We start from the raw sequence: 15,179 nt of genomic DNA on the forward strand, positions 1-15,179 counted from the left end.
AAGTCCTTTCTTGAACGCGGTATATGGGGGCATCCCCTTTATGTTGCGTTCATAGTGGGGGCGTTTAGCGTTGTAACTGACGAAGCAGTCATCCAGGTCTTTCGGCATCTCCTCCAGGGCTCGTACCACTTGGTACGGTCCTGGATGCGAAAGTACTCGTCCAGTGAAGTGACCCCTCCAGAGCTGCACAGACTATAGTGCAGCGATCAGGTACACCACGGGTACACACACCAGCTTCGTGTGCTATCCTCAACTTTCGCTAACCTACTGATTCAAAAGAACTGTACCTTTCGCTTCATTACGGTTGCTTTTCCTTGTGTATCAGTAGCTTATTTTTTTAAAAGCCAACTCACAATCCCCTGGTCTGATCCTGAAGGTTTCAGCCGACCAGTATCCTCCAGTCTTATTTTTCACCCCCAGCCAAGCCCCCGTACTTCCCCTTGAAATACAACAATGGCCGCGTCGTCCCTGCAACATCCAAGTTCAGTCCCTTCACTTCCCCGATCACGATCAGGTGATCACCTGCAGGGTGCTCTGCGTGAATCTTGCAGTCGAGCCAGTGCAGGCTGTCATTGATCACCGGGTTGCCGAGGGGGGAGAGCTGCCAGTCGATGCTTTGCCATTTGTCTGCGCCACGCCTGGCGAACTGGTTGGAGACGTGGCTCTGCTCGCTGGAGAGAATGTTCACGGCGAAGCGCGCTGCCTGGCGGATCTTCGGGTAGCTGAACGAGCTTGCCTTGACGCTGAAGGAGACCAGCGGCGGGTTCATCGAGACGCTGTAGAACGACTGGCAGGTGAAGCCGATCGGCTCGTCGTCGACCTGGGTGGTGATGATTGTGATGCCGGAGGCGAAGTGGCCGAGGGCTTCACGGAAACTGGTGGAGTCGATAGTGGTAGTAGTGTTGGTGTCGGAGAGTGACATGGCAGGTCCTGCAAGATTAGGGAGGTGGTAATTGTCAGCCGTGGGGGAGGGGCTGCAACGAGAGCGCGGAATTGGGCGCTGGGGTGACAAGGGTGACAAGAGTGAGAGTGATGAAAAAATGGCCGTCGTGAATTCTTCACGATGGCCATTTTTGTTTGCGGCGGTATCAGCCGCAGGGGCTTCCACTCTCGAGCACTTTCGTCGGGCCAACTCGGTTTAGAACTAGCCTGGCGCTATCTTTCAGTGCTGTGCCCTAGCCCGTGCTCTGTCTCGGTCAAGCGATCAGCGCTGCGCTTCGAGTTCCTTGCGCACGATGGCAGCGCCAGCGCTGAGTGCCTGCAGCTTGCCGCGGGCGACTTCACGGGAGAGCGGGGCCATGCCGCAGTTGGTGCAGGGGTAGAGCTTGTCGGCATCCACGAACTGCAGCGCCTTACGCAGGGTCTCGGCGATTTCTTCCGGCGTCTCGATGGTGTTGTTGGCGACGTCGATGGCGCCAACCATCACCTTCTTGCCACGAATCAGCTCGATCAGCTCCATCGGTACGTGGGAGTTGTGGCATTCCAGCGAGACGATATCGATGTTGGATTGCTGAAGCTTGGGGAAGGCTTCTTCGTACTGACGCCATTCGGAGCCCAGGGTGTTCTTCCAGTCGGTGTTGGCCTTGATGCCATAGCCGTAACAGATGTGGATGGCGGTCTCGCACTTGAGGCCTTCGATCGCACGCTCCAGCGTGGCGATGCCCCATTCATTCACTTCATCGAAGAACACGTTGAAGGCCGGTTCATCGAACTGGATGATGTCGACGCCTGCCGCTTCAAGCTCCTTGGCTTCCTCGTTGAGGATCTTGGCGAATTCCCACGCCAGTTTCTCGCGGCTCTTGTAATGGCCATCGAAGAGGGTGTCGACCATGGTCATCGGGCCAGGCAGTGCCCACTTGATCGGTTGATCAGTCTGCGAGCGCAGGAACTTGGCATCTTCGACGAACACCGGCTTCTGGCGCGAGACCGGACCGACCACGGACGGCACGCTGGCCTCGTAGCGATCCCGGATCTTGACGGTTTCGCGCTTCTCGAAATCCACGCCATTCAGGTGTTCGATGAAGGTGGTGACGAAATGCTGACGCGATTGCTCGCCATCGCTGACGATGTCGATCCCGGCGTGTTGCTGCTCCTGCAGCGAGACGCGCAGGGCATCCTGCTTGCCTGCGATCAGTGCCTCACCTTCGAGCTTCCAGGGGGACCAGAGGACCTCCGGTTCGGCGAGCCAGGACGGTTTCGGCAGGCTGCCAGCGGTAGAGGTCGGGAGTAATCTCGTCATGATGAATAACCTTGTCCTTGGAATGATTCAGATAGCGAATGTCGTTCGTCGATCAGCGCGCGCTGTTTGCGGATCAGTGAGCTGACCGATGAGGGATTTATTGGTTGGCGGACCAGTTGGCCGACCACTGCTCGAGCAGGCTCTGGTAGGGCTTGATGAAGCTCTCTTCCACGAACTTGCCCTGCTCGACGGCGAGCTGGCTGCGCTCTTCACGGTCGTACACGATGCGCGTCAGTGAATGGTCCTGCTGCTTCAGGCTCGCCTGATAGGATTTGCCGGCCACGGAGTTGGCGTTGTAGACCTCGGGACGATAGATCTTCTGGAAGGTATCCATGGTGCTGATGGTGCTGATCAGTTCCAGATTGCTGTAATCGTTGAGCAGGTCGCCGGTGTGGTAGAAGGCCAGCGGCGCAACGCTGCCTGGCGGCATGAAGTAACGCACCTTCAGGCCCATCTTGCTGAAGTAGGCATCGGTCAGGGAATCGTCGTCCTGGCGATATTCAACCCCGAGGATCGGGTGCACGTTCTCGGTCTGTTGGTAGGTCTTGGTGGTGGAGACGCTGATGCAGATGACCGGCGGCTTCTTGAAGCATTCCTTGTAAGTGGGAGAACCCACAAAGGCCTGGAACAGGTTGCCGTGCAGCTCACCGAACTGCTCCGGCACGCTGAAGGACTCCTTGCCCTTGTTGTGCTCCAGCAGGCGCACGCTGAAGTCATAATCGCGTACGTAGGACGAGAAGTTGTTGCCGGTCACGCCGTCAATGCGCTGATTCGTCTGGTGGTCGACGATGGTGGTCTGCAGGATCTCGATGATCGGCAGAGCATTGTCGGAGCGCGCGGCATCGAGATTCAGCTCGACGGAGATGATGTCCAGCTCGACGGAGTAACGGTCGCCCTTGGGGTTGTCCCAGTTGGCCAGCGCATTGAATCGGTTGTTGATCATGTTCAGCGTGCTGCGCAGGTTCTGCTGACGGCTTTCACCACGCGCCAAGTTGGCGAAGTTGGTGGTAAGGCGGGTGTTTTCCGCCGGAACGTAGTTCTCGTCAAACCGCAGACTGTTGATGCTGAAACCGAATTCGTTGCTCATGGCGTTCACCCTGATCCTGAGAGAGAAAATTCACTGTGTCGTCGACATCTTCCCGTGATCTTTCAGGCGTCTCGTGAGCGGGTTGCTCTCTGTGAGAACGCATCCATGCCGGGAGAGGCACGCTGTTCGCCATCACGTTCCGTGTGCTGGCTGTGAAGTGCAGCGTCATGGGAAGTCTTCATCAACGATCTGATGCAGGTGAGTATCTAGTGCCTGGCTCCATGAGACAAACTGGATTTTTTAATTTTCAAGTTGAGTAAGATTCATGATGAGGGTGGGCGTCATTCCTGATGCTGTGAAAGCAGGCGAAACGAGCGGGGAGTGGCATGCTCAACAAGGGCGCAATGTGAGCCGTAAGGAAGCTGAAGCGAGTAGAGGATCAAGGAGAAAGGAGAGGACAGCATACGGGCTGGCCCGAACATCTGCTCGGGCCGGCTTGCGTGGCAACCCCCTACAACTTCAGAGCACGACATGCTCATGCTTATGCACTCTTCATGCTCTTCACACTCGGCCATGAAGATGCAGCTGGTTCATGAGGCGAGCGGCTGATGATTAGGGGCCACCAGGCCGTGGCGGCGCATGCGGCGGTAGATGGTGGGGCGTGATACGCCGAGTTGACGGGCGACCTGGCTGACGTTCCAATCCGTGTGGCGTAACAGCTCGAGAAGTTCGCTGGCGTCCGCATCAGTCTCCGCATCAGCTCCTGCAGATGCGAACGCTGGAGAGGCCGGGTTCGAGTAAGCGCTGGATGCGAAGGGGGAGGCAGCGGCAAGCGGACTGGCAGACCCGCGGGCGCTGCCGGTGTGGGTCTGGCAGACCTCCGGCAGATCATCCAGGGTGATTTCATCGCCTTCCGCGGTGGCCATCGCGAAGGCAATCGCATTGCGCAGTTGGCGTATGTTGCCCGGCCAGTGATGACTCAACAGTGCACTGATGGCATCGGCGCGCAGGTGGAGTGTCTGGTCGCGTTCGGCTTGAAGCTCCGCATGCAGCTGGCGAATGAGGTAGTGGCGGTCGGCGCGCTCACGCAGTGCGGGCAGCAGGAGCTCGGCGCCGTTGAGTCGGTAGTAGAGGTCTTCGCGGAATTGCCCGCTGGCGATCAGCTCCGTGACATCACGATGCGTGGCAGTGATGACGCGAATATCCACCTTGATGGGCGTCTCGGCCCCCAGTGGCGACACCTCCCGTTCGGCGAGTACGCGCAGCAGGCGCGACTGGAGCGGCAGCGGCATGTCACCGATCTCATCCAGAAACAGCGTGCCGCCGTCGGCCTGTTGGATCAGGCCGCGCATGCCCTTGGGCCTTCCTCCCGTGAAGGCACCCGGCAGATAGCCAAAGAGCTCACTTTCAATCAGCGATTCCGGAATGGCCGCGCAGTTCACCGCCACGAAGGGCGCCTTGGCGCGTGGCCCGCTGTCATGCAGGGCTCGCGCCAACACTTCCTTACCGGTTCCCGTCTCGCCACGAATCAGGATGCTCACGTTTTCATGGCGCATGCGGCGCGCCAGCTTGAGCAGCCGATGCATGGAAGGGTCATCTCCCGCGAGCTGGTCCAGTTCGGGCACCGGGTCATCCTGCTGACTGACAGTGGGGAGGGCCCGCACCGGATAACCGCGTGGCTCGATCAGCGTCACGAAGACGATGGCGTCGTCCGCCCGCAGACGGAAGGCGCGAATCTGATCCAGGCTGGCGTGCGGAATGCTCAACAGCTCATTGAGCTCCCCATCGAACAGCTGCGTGACGGCGGGCAGGGTGGAGACCGTCCACGGTGGCCAGCGCGCCAGATGTGCATCGATCAGGCGTCGGCCTTCGTGGTTGGCGGCGATCACCTTGCCATCTTCCTGAATGGCAAACAGGCCACGACCATTCAGGTGCACGAATTCCCGCGCCGTGTCGAAGCGCAGGATCAGGCAATCCCGATAGCGATGCAGGAAGTACGCATCCTCGATCATGCGGGCATGCAGGGTGACCAGGGAGAGCGCAAAGGTCTGGCTCTCCTGCGGGCGGGGTGACTTCAGCGCCGAGATGTCGAGGGCGGCGATCACACGTCCCTGGGGATCGGTGATGGGCGCCGCCGTACAGGTCAGGTCGATGTGGGTGGCATCGAAGTGCTCACGCTGGTGGCAGGTGACGGCTGCGCCATCGTGCAGACAGGTGCCCGCCGCCGAGGTGCCGGCATAGCGCTCGTTCCAGTCCGAGCCGAGGTAGAGACCGGCACGTCGCAGCTCACTCAACTGATCACGCTGACCGCGAAAATCCACCGCGATGCCGCGTTGATCGGTGAGGATCAGCGCATAGCCATGTTGTGCGATCTGACTATAGAGCCGCTCCACCCCGGCACGCGCCACGTGCAGCAGCTCATCCGCTGATTCCTGATGATCGCGCAGCGCCTGCTGGGTGAGAACGCGGACCGGGCGAGGGCGGCTGGGGTCGAGCTGATATTCCTCCAGACAACGCTGCCACGAGCGACGGATGACGTCGCGCTGCGTCTCGGGGGAGGCGTCGCGGCCTTCGCCCAGCTGCATCAGGGTCTGGATATGCTGCCGTTTGTCGGGCTGCATCGTGTCGAGTTGGCGGGTCATGGCTGCCTCGGCGCTGGCCGTCTCGGGACGGCTCTTTTGATAGTGGCTATGGCTCTCGTGCAAGTGGCGATGGCGCTTGTGAAAGTGGCAATCGTGGTTGTCACAACAGCGGCATGGCAAAAGCGGCGTGTGCTCCTTCAAGCGTATGCGGTGTGGCGGGAGCGTCAATCACCCTGTCCTGCATCCTTGGTCGGGGCGTTACAGGTGTAACGCCCCGTGTCAGGCGTACGGCGTACAGTTGTCACAAGAAAGGTGGAGAGCCCAGCGAGGCGAGGAGGTTGGTGACGCGGTAGTGGCGAATTTTTGTCATTCACGACAAGTGCTTACGAGCTTTGTCAGTCGTGCATGACGAAGCTGGCATGCTTGATGCCTTGGATGGAAGGCGTGACTACAACATCCAACAACACGCGGAGAGACGCCATGACCGCACGCACGCCAACTCAGATCGCTCAGCAATGGCTCGATGATTTCGAGTCCTCCCTGACTCAGCGCGATATCGCCCGGGTTCTCTCGTTGTTTGGCGAGGAATGCTACTGGCGCGATTTGATCGCCTTCACCTGGAATCTCAAGACGTCGGAGGGCAAGGATGAGATCCAGTCGATGCTCGCGGCGACCCTCGAGCATGTCGCTCCCTCTCGCTGGCAACTGGATGGTGAGGCCAGTGAGGCTGGCGGCATCGTCGAAGCCTGGTTCACCTTCGAGACCGCCGATGCACGCGGCAAGGGCTTGTTGCGCCTGAAGGAAGGGCGCTGCTGGACGCTGTTGACCGCCATGCGCGAACTCAAGGAATTTCCCGAGCCGCTGGGCATGCAGCGCCCCAAGGGCGCCGAGCATGGTGCCAACAAGCAGCGTGAGACCTGGCTTGAGTCACGCCAGCGTGAAGAAGCCGAGCTGGGCTACGAGCGCCAGCCGTATTGCGTGATCATCGGTGGCGGTCAGGGCGGCATCGGGTTGGCCGCGCGGCTCAGACAGATGGATGTGCCAACCATCGTGATCGACAAGAATCCGCGTGCGGGCGATGCCTGGCGCAATCGCTACAAGTCCCTGTGTCTGCACGATCCGGTGTGGTACGACCACATGCCCTACATCCCCTTCCCGGCAAACTGGCCGGTGTTCGCGCCCAAGGACAAGGTCGCGGACTGGCTGGAGATGTACACCAAGATCATGGAGCTCAATTACTGGAGCTCCACGGCCTGTGAGAGTGCGCACTTCGATGAGGCGAGCGGCGAGTGGGTGGTCGAGGTGGTACGCGACGGCAAGCCCGTGACCTTGCGGCCCAAGCAACTGGTGCTGGCCACGGGCATGTCGGGCATGCCCAATGTGCCGCACTTTCCGGGGGCCGAAACCTTCGAAGGTGAGCAGCAACACTCCAGCCAGCACCCGGGGCCGGATGCCTATCGTGGCAAGAAGGTGGTCGTGGTGGGCGCCAACAATTCCGCTCACGATATCTGTGCCGCGCTGTGGGAGCACGACGCGGATGTGACCATGCTGCAGCGCTCCTCCACGCATGTGGTGAAGTCCAACTCGCTGATGGAAGAGGCGCTGGGGCCGCTCTACTCCGAGCAGGCAGTGCAGAACGGCATCGATCACCACAAGGCGGACCTGATCTTTGCCTCGATCCCCTACCGGATACTGCCTGACTTCCAGCGCCCGATCTTCGAGGCGATTCGCAAGCGTGATGCCGACTACTACCGTCGATTGGAGGCGGCAGGCTTCCTGCTCGATTTCGGCGATGACGACTCGGGCCTGTTCCTGAAATACCTGCGCCGCGGCTCCGGCTACTACATCGATGTGGGCGCCTGTGATCTGGTCGCCAATGGTGACATCAAGTTGCGCAGTGGCGTCGGCATCGAGCGCATCAATCCGCGCTCGGTCACTCTGACCGATGGCTCGGAATTGCCCGCTGACCTGATCGTCTATGCCACCGGCTACGGCTCGATGAATGGCTGGGCGGCACGCATCATCTCGCAGGACGTCGCCGACAAGGTCGGAAAATGCTGGGGCATGGGCTCCGATACGCTCAAGGACCCCGGGCCCTGGGAGGGCGAGCTGCGCAACATGTGGAAGCCGACCCAGCAGCAGGCGTTATGGTTCCACGGCGGCAACCTGCACCAGTCGCGCCACTATTCCCAGTATCTGGCGCTGCAGCTCAAGGCGCGGCTCGAGGGTATTCCGACGCCGGTCTACGGCCTTCAGGAAGTCCACCATCTGAGCTGAGGCCAGTGGCGCTGGGCAGTCTGCCAGCGTCATGGTAGCAGCGCAGCATTTGCAGATTTCGGTGAAAGATTCAGGAGACAACTCATGCAACTGAACGACAAGATTGCACTGGTGACAGGGGGTGGGCGCGGTATTGGCCAGGGGATCGCGCTGGCATTGGCCAAGGCGGGCGCGGATGTCGTGGTGGCGGATCTGGACCTCGCCATCGCCCGCGAGACGGCGGCAAAAGTGGAGGCACTGGGTAGACGGTGTCTGGCGCTACAGGTCGATGTCGCGGATGCGGCGTCCGTGCGGCGCTTGATTGAAGAGGCAGAGGTCGGACTCGGCCCGCTCGATATCGCCGTCAACAATGCCGGCATCATCGGCATCCATTCCATCGATGCGCTGACGGTGGAGGAGTGGGACCGCGTCATGAACGTCAATGCGCGAGGTACCTTCCTGTGTACTCAAGCCGAGGTCGCCGTGATGCGCTCACGCCGCGTCGGGCGGATCATCAACGTGGCCTCGATGGCCGGCAAGGTCGGCTTTCCTGATCTGTCGCACTACTGTGCCTCGAAGTTCGCGGTCATCGGCTTTACCAATGCCGTCGCCAAGGAAGTGGCAGCGGAAGGCATCACCGTCAATGCGATCTGCCCGGGCGTGGTGGGTACCGGCATGTGGCGGGGCGAGAGCGGGCTCTCCGCACGCTGGAGTCAGGAAGGCGAAAGCGAGCCCGCTGCATGGGAGCGCCTGCAGAAGAGCCTGCTGCCCCAGGGAGTCGCCCAGACCCCTGAGGACATGGGGCAGCTGGTGGTCTACCTCGCCCAGGCCGAACACGTGACAGGGCAGGCCATCGCCGTTGATGGTGGCTTCACGCTATAAGCTAGCGCTGATCATAGTTCGATACATGATGACAGCACGAGACAGGCCACCTCCGCTAATGGAAGGCGGCCTGTTTGTCGTGACGGCTCCTGACTCCTGTCACTTGAAGGCTTTATGACCCTCGCTCATGGGGCGGTCTACTCTGCAACCGCATAGGCTCATGCGGTTATCTGTCAGCGTGTTAGTGCCCCCGTAGTACGTCATCGCTCAAGCACTTAGGGCGAATCGAGCAGGTGCGTACCAGAGGGTCGAGTGATCAAACGTCAAGGGATCAGGCGGCGTTCCTTCATGGCCTCAAGGTGCTGAATGAGACTCTGGTGTGAGCGGCGACACATTTCTGCAAAGCCGGCTTGGCGAGCCTTCGTCAAATCAAAGACAGCGTCCTCTTCGACATGGAAGATGAAATCTCCGAAGCCACCTTGGGCAATCTTGTCGATATCTGTCTCGGCAAGTCCTTGGCGCTCTGCAAGCGTCTTCCAAGTGCCTGACACGGCAGCGAGACGTGTCTCCAACGAAATAGGTTGAGGCTCGCCAGTCTCAAGCCCAAACCAGTTGGCGATCTCTGGCCAGACGTGGCGCCACCGAATCTGATCACCATTGGTGACGTTATAGGGCCCTTGCTGGTTCTCTGCGATGGCCCACAGGGCGGCTTTGCCCACCAGATCGGCATCGCAGATGTTCAGCAAGATATCGTAGGCACGCGCCGTACCGGGGAATTGCATGGCAACACCGAGCTCCCGGCAAAGCGTGCCATAGAGACCGATAAGGTTACCGAGGTTCATGGCTGAACCCAGGGAATGGCCTATCACGATGTCGGGACGCAATGCGGTCCAACGAATTCCCTTGCCTTCGAGTTCGCGAGCCAGATCTTCATGCTCGAAATACAGGTTGGGGGGGAAATGCCGGCTGTCCTCTTCTCGAGCCGGTGTTTTGTAGACCCCGAGGTGAGCACCGTAGACCTTCCCGCCCTGTACGAAGACCTGGTGCTCGATTGACGCTTGGGATTCTTCAAGCACCTGGAAGAGGTGCCGCATCATGTCGCCATTCTGTTGTGCTTCAGTGGCAGGGTCCGGATCCGGTTTCAAGGCGGCGTAAAATACGTGCGTCACGCTGCTCAGTACATCACTTGCATCTCGCAAAGAGGCAATATCCAAGAGATCGGCGCTGATGTGGTGTCCGCTTCCCGGACCCTCTGAGGAGCGAGAGAGTGTCGTGACTCGCCATCCTGCCTCTTCAAAGGCCAATGTTGCTGCACGGCCGATGACGCCACTGGCGCCAGCGACTAATAGGTGATGTTGGCTCATGAGACTCTCCTGTCCTGTGGCGCATGATCATGGGAGGGGTCGCCCATGCCGTCGGCCCTGACAGTGGCATTGTTTGTTTTGCTAATAAATGCTCGACTGATGAATTCATCCTTCACTAGATGGTGAATAATGGATCGCTTGGCGTTAATGAAACTTTTTGTGGATATCTGTGAGCGTGGGTCAATGGCGGCGGTGGCCCGTCAGCGAGGTCAGTCCCCGTCATTGGTCACCCAAGCCTTACAGAAGCTTGAGCAGCAGGTCGGGGCCAAGCTTATCGTCAGAACAACGCGTGCCATGCATTTGACGGCGGAAGGCGAACAATTTCGAGACGACAGCGAAAGGATCCTGGCCGAGTATGACAAGGCTCTTGAGCGGATCTCGGGCACAGGGTCGCTGAGTGGCACCATCAGGCTGACGGCGACCAATGATTTTGGCCGCACGCACCTGCCACGGCTGATCGATCAGTTCCTGATACAGCACCCGGAAGTAAAATTTGAACTCGTGCTATCCGATGGAGTGTTGGACCTGGTCGATGAACGATTTGATCTGGCCATTCGTCATGGGCCGATGGCGGACCCAAGCTTGACGTCACGACGTCTCGTCAGTACCCATCGTGTTGTGTGTGCGGCACCTGCTTATTGGCAGGACGCAGGGCGCCCCCAACACCCATCAGAGCTGTCATCCCACCAGTGCATGGTGCTCGCTCGCCCAGGAGCGCCCCAGAACCATTGGGAGTTCCAGGAGGCAGGGCAGGTATTTTCCGTGACGGTGGCGGGGAACCGAATGGCCAGCGATGGTGGCGCGTTGCGCGAGTGGGCGATCGCAGGGGCTGGAGTGATATTTAAATCGATGGTGGATGTGGCAGAGGATATTGAGGTCGGACGACTGGAAGTTGTGCTGAATGACTATCGGATTCCTGAAGTGAATCTGTACGCCGTGTTTCCGGAAGGCAGATATGCAAGTCGACGGATCAGTACCTTCATCGAATTTCTTCACGACAAGCTTGGCAGTGAGAGAGAGGCCTCACACTGCCAGAGTCGTGCATCCAGCTCTCGCGCTTGAGGGCTGCCGGGGAGTGGCAAGGGCAAAGAACGACCCACATCATGTCTATGGCAGGCTGGGCCTCGGATGGCCAATCCGGTTGTAGTGGTCAAGTGTTTTTGGCCACCGATCTTTGAGCATTCCAGTAGTTCTTTTCTGCCAAGTTCGGCGGTATCCCATCGTTATGCTTGTGCGGCCTGAGGCTGCTCGATGTCTGTCAAGCTTGTTGGAATCTGTAATCAGGCGGCTTCTAATCGCTGATCCTGTTGAACCAGCGGGTCTTCCTGGTCGGGGTTCAGCCAGACTGTCCGGCGCGGTGTCCAGTTGCGGGTGGCACTGCTCCACCGCCCGGGATGTTGCCGTTTCGCCTCGGCATAGATGGCGTCTCGCCTTGCCAGCACCTCGTTATCCAGGCCGGCATGCCGCTCCCCCGGGGTGACGAACCGTATGGCGCTGTGGCGGTGTTCGTGGTTGTACCACTGCACGAAGCGCGTCACCCACTGCTGCGCCGCTGACAGGTTCTCGTATCCGTCCATCGGGTAGTCGGGCCGGTACTTGCAGGTCCTGAACAGCGACTCTGAGAAGGCGTTGTCATTGGAGACCCGAGGGCGGCTGTACGACGGAGTGATATTTAACCGCTGCAGCGTCGCCTGAAGCGTCGAGCCTTTCATGGCGGAGCCATTATCGGCGTGTAATACCAGTGGCTGGTTGATGCAGCCTTCGCGCAGCACGGCACGCTGGATTACCTCGCTGCTATTGGCCATGGACTCCTGGTCGAAGACCTCGGCATCGACGATCTTGCGACTGTAGATGTCGACGATCATGTACAGGTAGTAGAACTGACCACGCACCTGGGTCGGTAAGTAGGTCACGTCCCAGCTCCAACAGGCATTGGGGCGTGTCACCCGGTGTCGCTGGGGGTCGCCCTTGGGACGTGGAGCGCGAGCGCGGCCACGGTGGTGCTGCTCACCATGCTCCCGGAGGATGCGGTAGTAGCTGGACTCTGACGCCACGTAGCGGCCTTCTTCGTTCAGCAGCCGCGGCACGATCTGCCCAGGCGGCAGGCTGGCGAACTCAGGACGATGGCAAATCTCCAGCACCTGCTGACGCTCTTCCGGCGATAGGGCATGACGCGGGACAGGCCGCACCGCTTGAGGCCGGCGATCCTGATCGCCCCGCACCCAGCGGCGATACGTGTTGGTGCCGATGCCGAGTTCAGCGCATGCCGACTGCAGGCGTGCCCCTTGGGCACGCCCCTCATCGATCAGCTGTATGGCGTCCTGGCGATCTGTGGTGCTGATCATTCGTCCTCGTCCCCCCAGATCGCTCGGGCCTTTTTTCGCAATGTCAGTAGTGCGGCGGTTTCCGCCAGCGCGGCCTCCTTGCGGCGGAGCTCGCGCTTGAGTTCCTTGTTCTCCTGGCGCTCCGCCTTGCGTGCCTCACTCTGCTGCTTGGTGGCGGCATCGCTTCGGTCGTTAGCGCCTTCACAGCTCGCACGCCAGCGCTGGACCTGTTCGGGATAGAGGCCACGCTGCCGGCAGTATTCGGCACGCTCAGCCTCGCTGAGGGCCGCTGTCTCCAGAACGGCGTGGAACTTGTCCTGCGAGCTCCAGCCTTCGGGATCACCGCTCTGGTCAGGTAGCAAACGGCCTGCTTGCCGAGCCTTCTTGCGCCAGTGGTACAGTGTCGCAGCGGAGATGCCTTCTTCCTGGGCCACTTCTGCCACCGTGCGGTTGTGCGGCGGGAGCAGCTTCTTGAGGATGGCCTCCCGGCGCTCGTCGGAGTACTTCATCGGAACCTCATCACGCCCCATATGGTTCAGAGTCTAACAGCCGCTGATACTCCAACTAGCGTGACAGTGGGGGTGCTGTAGTAACCGATCATATAATCAGTGACAGATCGCTTCGCCGCAGCGACATCGGGATAGCCGATCTCTGGTATCCATTCCGTTTTCAGGCTTCTGAAGAAGCGCTCTGTTGGGGCATTGTCCCAGCAATTGCCACGGCGACTGAGACTCAGCGTCATTCGGTAGCGCCAAAGCATCTGCCGGAATGCCCGGCTGGTGTACTGGCAACCCTGATCCGAATGAAACAGGATATTCCGTGGCTCTCCACGCGATTCGTAGGCCATGGTCAGCGCTTTCTTTACCAGCTCCGTGTTCGGCGATAGGGACAATGCCCACCCCACGGGTTTACGAGCATACAAGTCGATGACCACTGCCAGATAAGCCCAGCGTGCCCCTGTCCAAATATAGGTAATGTCGCCGGTCCATACCTGATTGGGCTTCTTTACATCGAACTCCCGATCAAGAACATTCGGTATATCCAGGTGTGGCTGATCAGCCTTCTTGTAGGCGTGCCTCGGCGGCTGCGAACTCATCAGCCCCAGCTGCTTCATCCGCCTGCTGGCCCGATAACGACTCAACTGTATTCCTGCCTGCGTGACCATTTTTGCGATGCTGCGAGCCCCAGCAGAGCCGTTACTGACGGTATGCGCCTCGACAACCTGATCCAGCAGCTTCTGCTCAGTCTCACAAGGTCTTCTATCCCGACCACGCCAAGCCCGGTAGCTACTGCGATGCACCCCAAACACCTGACACAAGTGCTGCACCGCGTAGCTCTCTTCAAGTCGCTCGATTATCGAGAATTGCTCAGGGAGTCCGACATCAAGAGAGCGGTAGCCTTTTTTAATATTGCCTTCTCTTCTTCCACTCGCCGCAGCTTGCGCTTCAGTTCCTGGATCTCACGCTGTTCCGGCGTCAGAGCCTCACCTTTCAGCGGCGCCTTGCCTGCTCGCTCAGCCCGAAGCCTGCGTACCCAATATTCCATGGTGGATTTGCCAACTCCCATGGCCTCACACGCCGCCTTCAGCGTGTAACCCTGATCGACCACGAGTTGGGCCGCTTCCAAGCGAAATTCCGGGCTGAACGTTCTCTTCTTCGTCATCATCTGCACCTGACTGTCTCTGTGAGTGATCATACACTCAAAATCAGGTGGCCAGATTCACTATGCCACTACACACCCGATCGCCGCGGCGGCCTCGACGATCTCGGTGGGACGGCCGATGAGCACCGGCTCGGCGATGCCCAGCCTCGCCGCCTCGCGAAGCGTCTCCAGCACGGCGGCCTGGGCCGCGTTGACCACGGCGACGCGGATCGGGTTACCGCCACCGGCTCGCTGAATCAGATCATCGAGCGTCGCAAGGGCCACTGGCGTTGCCGTCTGGGTCATGTCACCTCCTGGGTGTTGGTTAATGTGCGCTGCACGTGCCGGGCGATCATCCGTTCTTCATTAGTGGCTACGACCTCTGCTTAGACGGCCCTGTAGCGTCGACATCTATAGATCCCGAGCCCGGTTGATCTGCTGGGACAGACGCATCGCCTCGTGTTCCTCCAGCTTCAAGAGCTCGCGAACGAGATCCCGAGCCTCGGGGATGTCGGCGCGTCCTTCCAGGTAGCGGTATAGCGCGATGACCTGATCGTGCAGCGAGAAGACTTCCCGGCTGATGTCTTCGAAGCCCATCTCGGCATAGGGCAAATTGCACGCCTGATGGGGTTTGATGGGCGCATGCGACAGATAATCGTAGACCCAGGTGTTTAGGGCCTTGGGGTCGGCCTGCTTCTCGAAGCTGGCCACGGTGTGCTCCAGGACCGCCTCGTGATCGGCGAGATACTCCAGCAGTGATTTGGCCCGTGCCTCCTCCTGCCGGGTGGCACAGTGCCTGAAGCACTCGGCCAACTGGGCATGCAGCTGGCGAGTCCAGTCGATCAGGTCATGAAAGGTCTCGATCTTCATTTATTGCTCTCCATTAGTGGGTTGCTCTATAGGTATTGGCTGTAAACCGGGTCG

General features: G+C 59.7%; 10 protein-coding genes and 2 pseudogenes. 3 read left to right on the forward strand and 9 right to left on the reverse strand.

From position 1 onward, the window contains the following. Nucleotides 1-403: 403 nt before the first annotated feature. The 4 genes from AC5WNI_RS06370 to AC5WNI_RS06385 all read right to left on the reverse strand — a co-directional run bounded on the left by AC5WNI_RS06370 (nt 404) and on the right by AC5WNI_RS06385 (nt 5,908). Nucleotides 404-922, reverse strand: a complete 519-nt coding sequence (locus AC5WNI_RS06370; protein WP_279837675.1) for a flavin reductase family protein — start codon at nt 920-922, stop codon at nt 404-406. Nucleotides 923-1,204: 282 nt separating this feature from the next. Further along, entirely contained in the window at nt 1,205-2,239 is a 1,035-nt protein-coding gene (locus tag AC5WNI_RS06375; protein ID WP_279837673.1) for a methionine synthase, read from the reverse strand. A gap of 97 nt (nt 2,240-2,336) precedes the next feature. After that, a complete protein-coding gene (locus tag AC5WNI_RS06380; protein WP_279837672.1) occupies nt 2,337-3,326 on the reverse strand; it encodes a DUF1852 domain-containing protein in 990 nt (329 codons plus the stop codon). 530 nt (nt 3,327-3,856) lie between these two features. Beyond that, nucleotides 3,857-5,908, reverse strand: a complete 2,052-nt coding sequence (locus AC5WNI_RS06385) for a sigma-54-dependent Fis family transcriptional regulator (protein WP_279837671.1) — start codon at nt 5,906-5,908, stop codon at nt 3,857-3,859. Nucleotides 5,909-6,328: 420 nt separating this feature from the next. Between AC5WNI_RS06385 and AC5WNI_RS06390 the strand changes: the two genes are divergently transcribed. Beyond that, nucleotides 6,329-8,125, forward strand: a complete 1,797-nt coding sequence (locus tag AC5WNI_RS06390) for an NAD(P)/FAD-dependent oxidoreductase (RefSeq protein ID WP_043336840.1) — start codon at nt 6,329-6,331, stop codon at nt 8,123-8,125. An 84-nt stretch (nt 8,126-8,209) separates the two neighbouring features. After that, a complete protein-coding gene (locus AC5WNI_RS06395) occupies nt 8,210-8,986 on the forward strand; it encodes an SDR family NAD(P)-dependent oxidoreductase (RefSeq protein ID WP_043336843.1) in 777 nt (258 codons plus the stop codon). Nucleotides 8,987-9,249: 263 nt separating this feature from the next. Here AC5WNI_RS06395 and AC5WNI_RS06400 read toward each other — a convergent pair whose 3' ends face one another. Beyond that, nucleotides 9,250-10,290: an SDR family oxidoreductase gene (locus tag AC5WNI_RS06400; RefSeq protein ID WP_279837676.1), complete on the reverse strand. Its 1,041-nt coding sequence runs from the start codon at nt 10,288-10,290 to the stop codon at nt 9,250-9,252. Between the two features lie 129 nt (nt 10,291-10,419). On the opposite strand from AC5WNI_RS06400, the gene AC5WNI_RS06405 reads away from it, so the two are divergent. After that, nucleotides 10,420-11,352, forward strand: a complete 933-nt coding sequence (locus tag AC5WNI_RS06405; protein WP_279837677.1) for a LysR family transcriptional regulator — start codon at nt 10,420-10,422, stop codon at nt 11,350-11,352. Between the two features lie 218 nt (nt 11,353-11,570). Here the strand turns inward: AC5WNI_RS06405 and AC5WNI_RS06410 are convergent. The 4 genes and pseudogenes from AC5WNI_RS06410 to AC5WNI_RS06425 all read right to left on the reverse strand — a co-directional run bounded on the left by AC5WNI_RS06410 (nt 11,571) and on the right by AC5WNI_RS06425 (nt 15,125). Beyond that, nucleotides 11,571-13,123: pseudogene (locus tag AC5WNI_RS06410) on the reverse strand (IS3 family transposase). Nucleotides 13,124-13,197: 74 nt separating this feature from the next. Further along, nucleotides 13,198-14,279 (reverse strand): annotated as a pseudogene (locus AC5WNI_RS06415) (IS3 family transposase); the annotation flags it as partial. Between the two features lie 57 nt (nt 14,280-14,336). After that, on the reverse strand, nt 14,337-14,561 hold the full coding sequence (locus tag AC5WNI_RS06420) for a hypothetical protein (protein ID WP_087720112.1): 225 nt from the start codon (nt 14,559-14,561) through the stop codon (nt 14,337-14,339). A 105-nt stretch (nt 14,562-14,666) separates the two neighbouring features. Further along, entirely contained in the window at nt 14,667-15,125 is a 459-nt protein-coding gene (locus AC5WNI_RS06425) for a hypothetical protein (RefSeq protein ID WP_043337196.1), read from the reverse strand. Nucleotides 15,126-15,179: the final 54 nt, after the last annotated feature.

The organism is Cobetia sp. PDI-12MA (genome assembly GCF_059507695.1).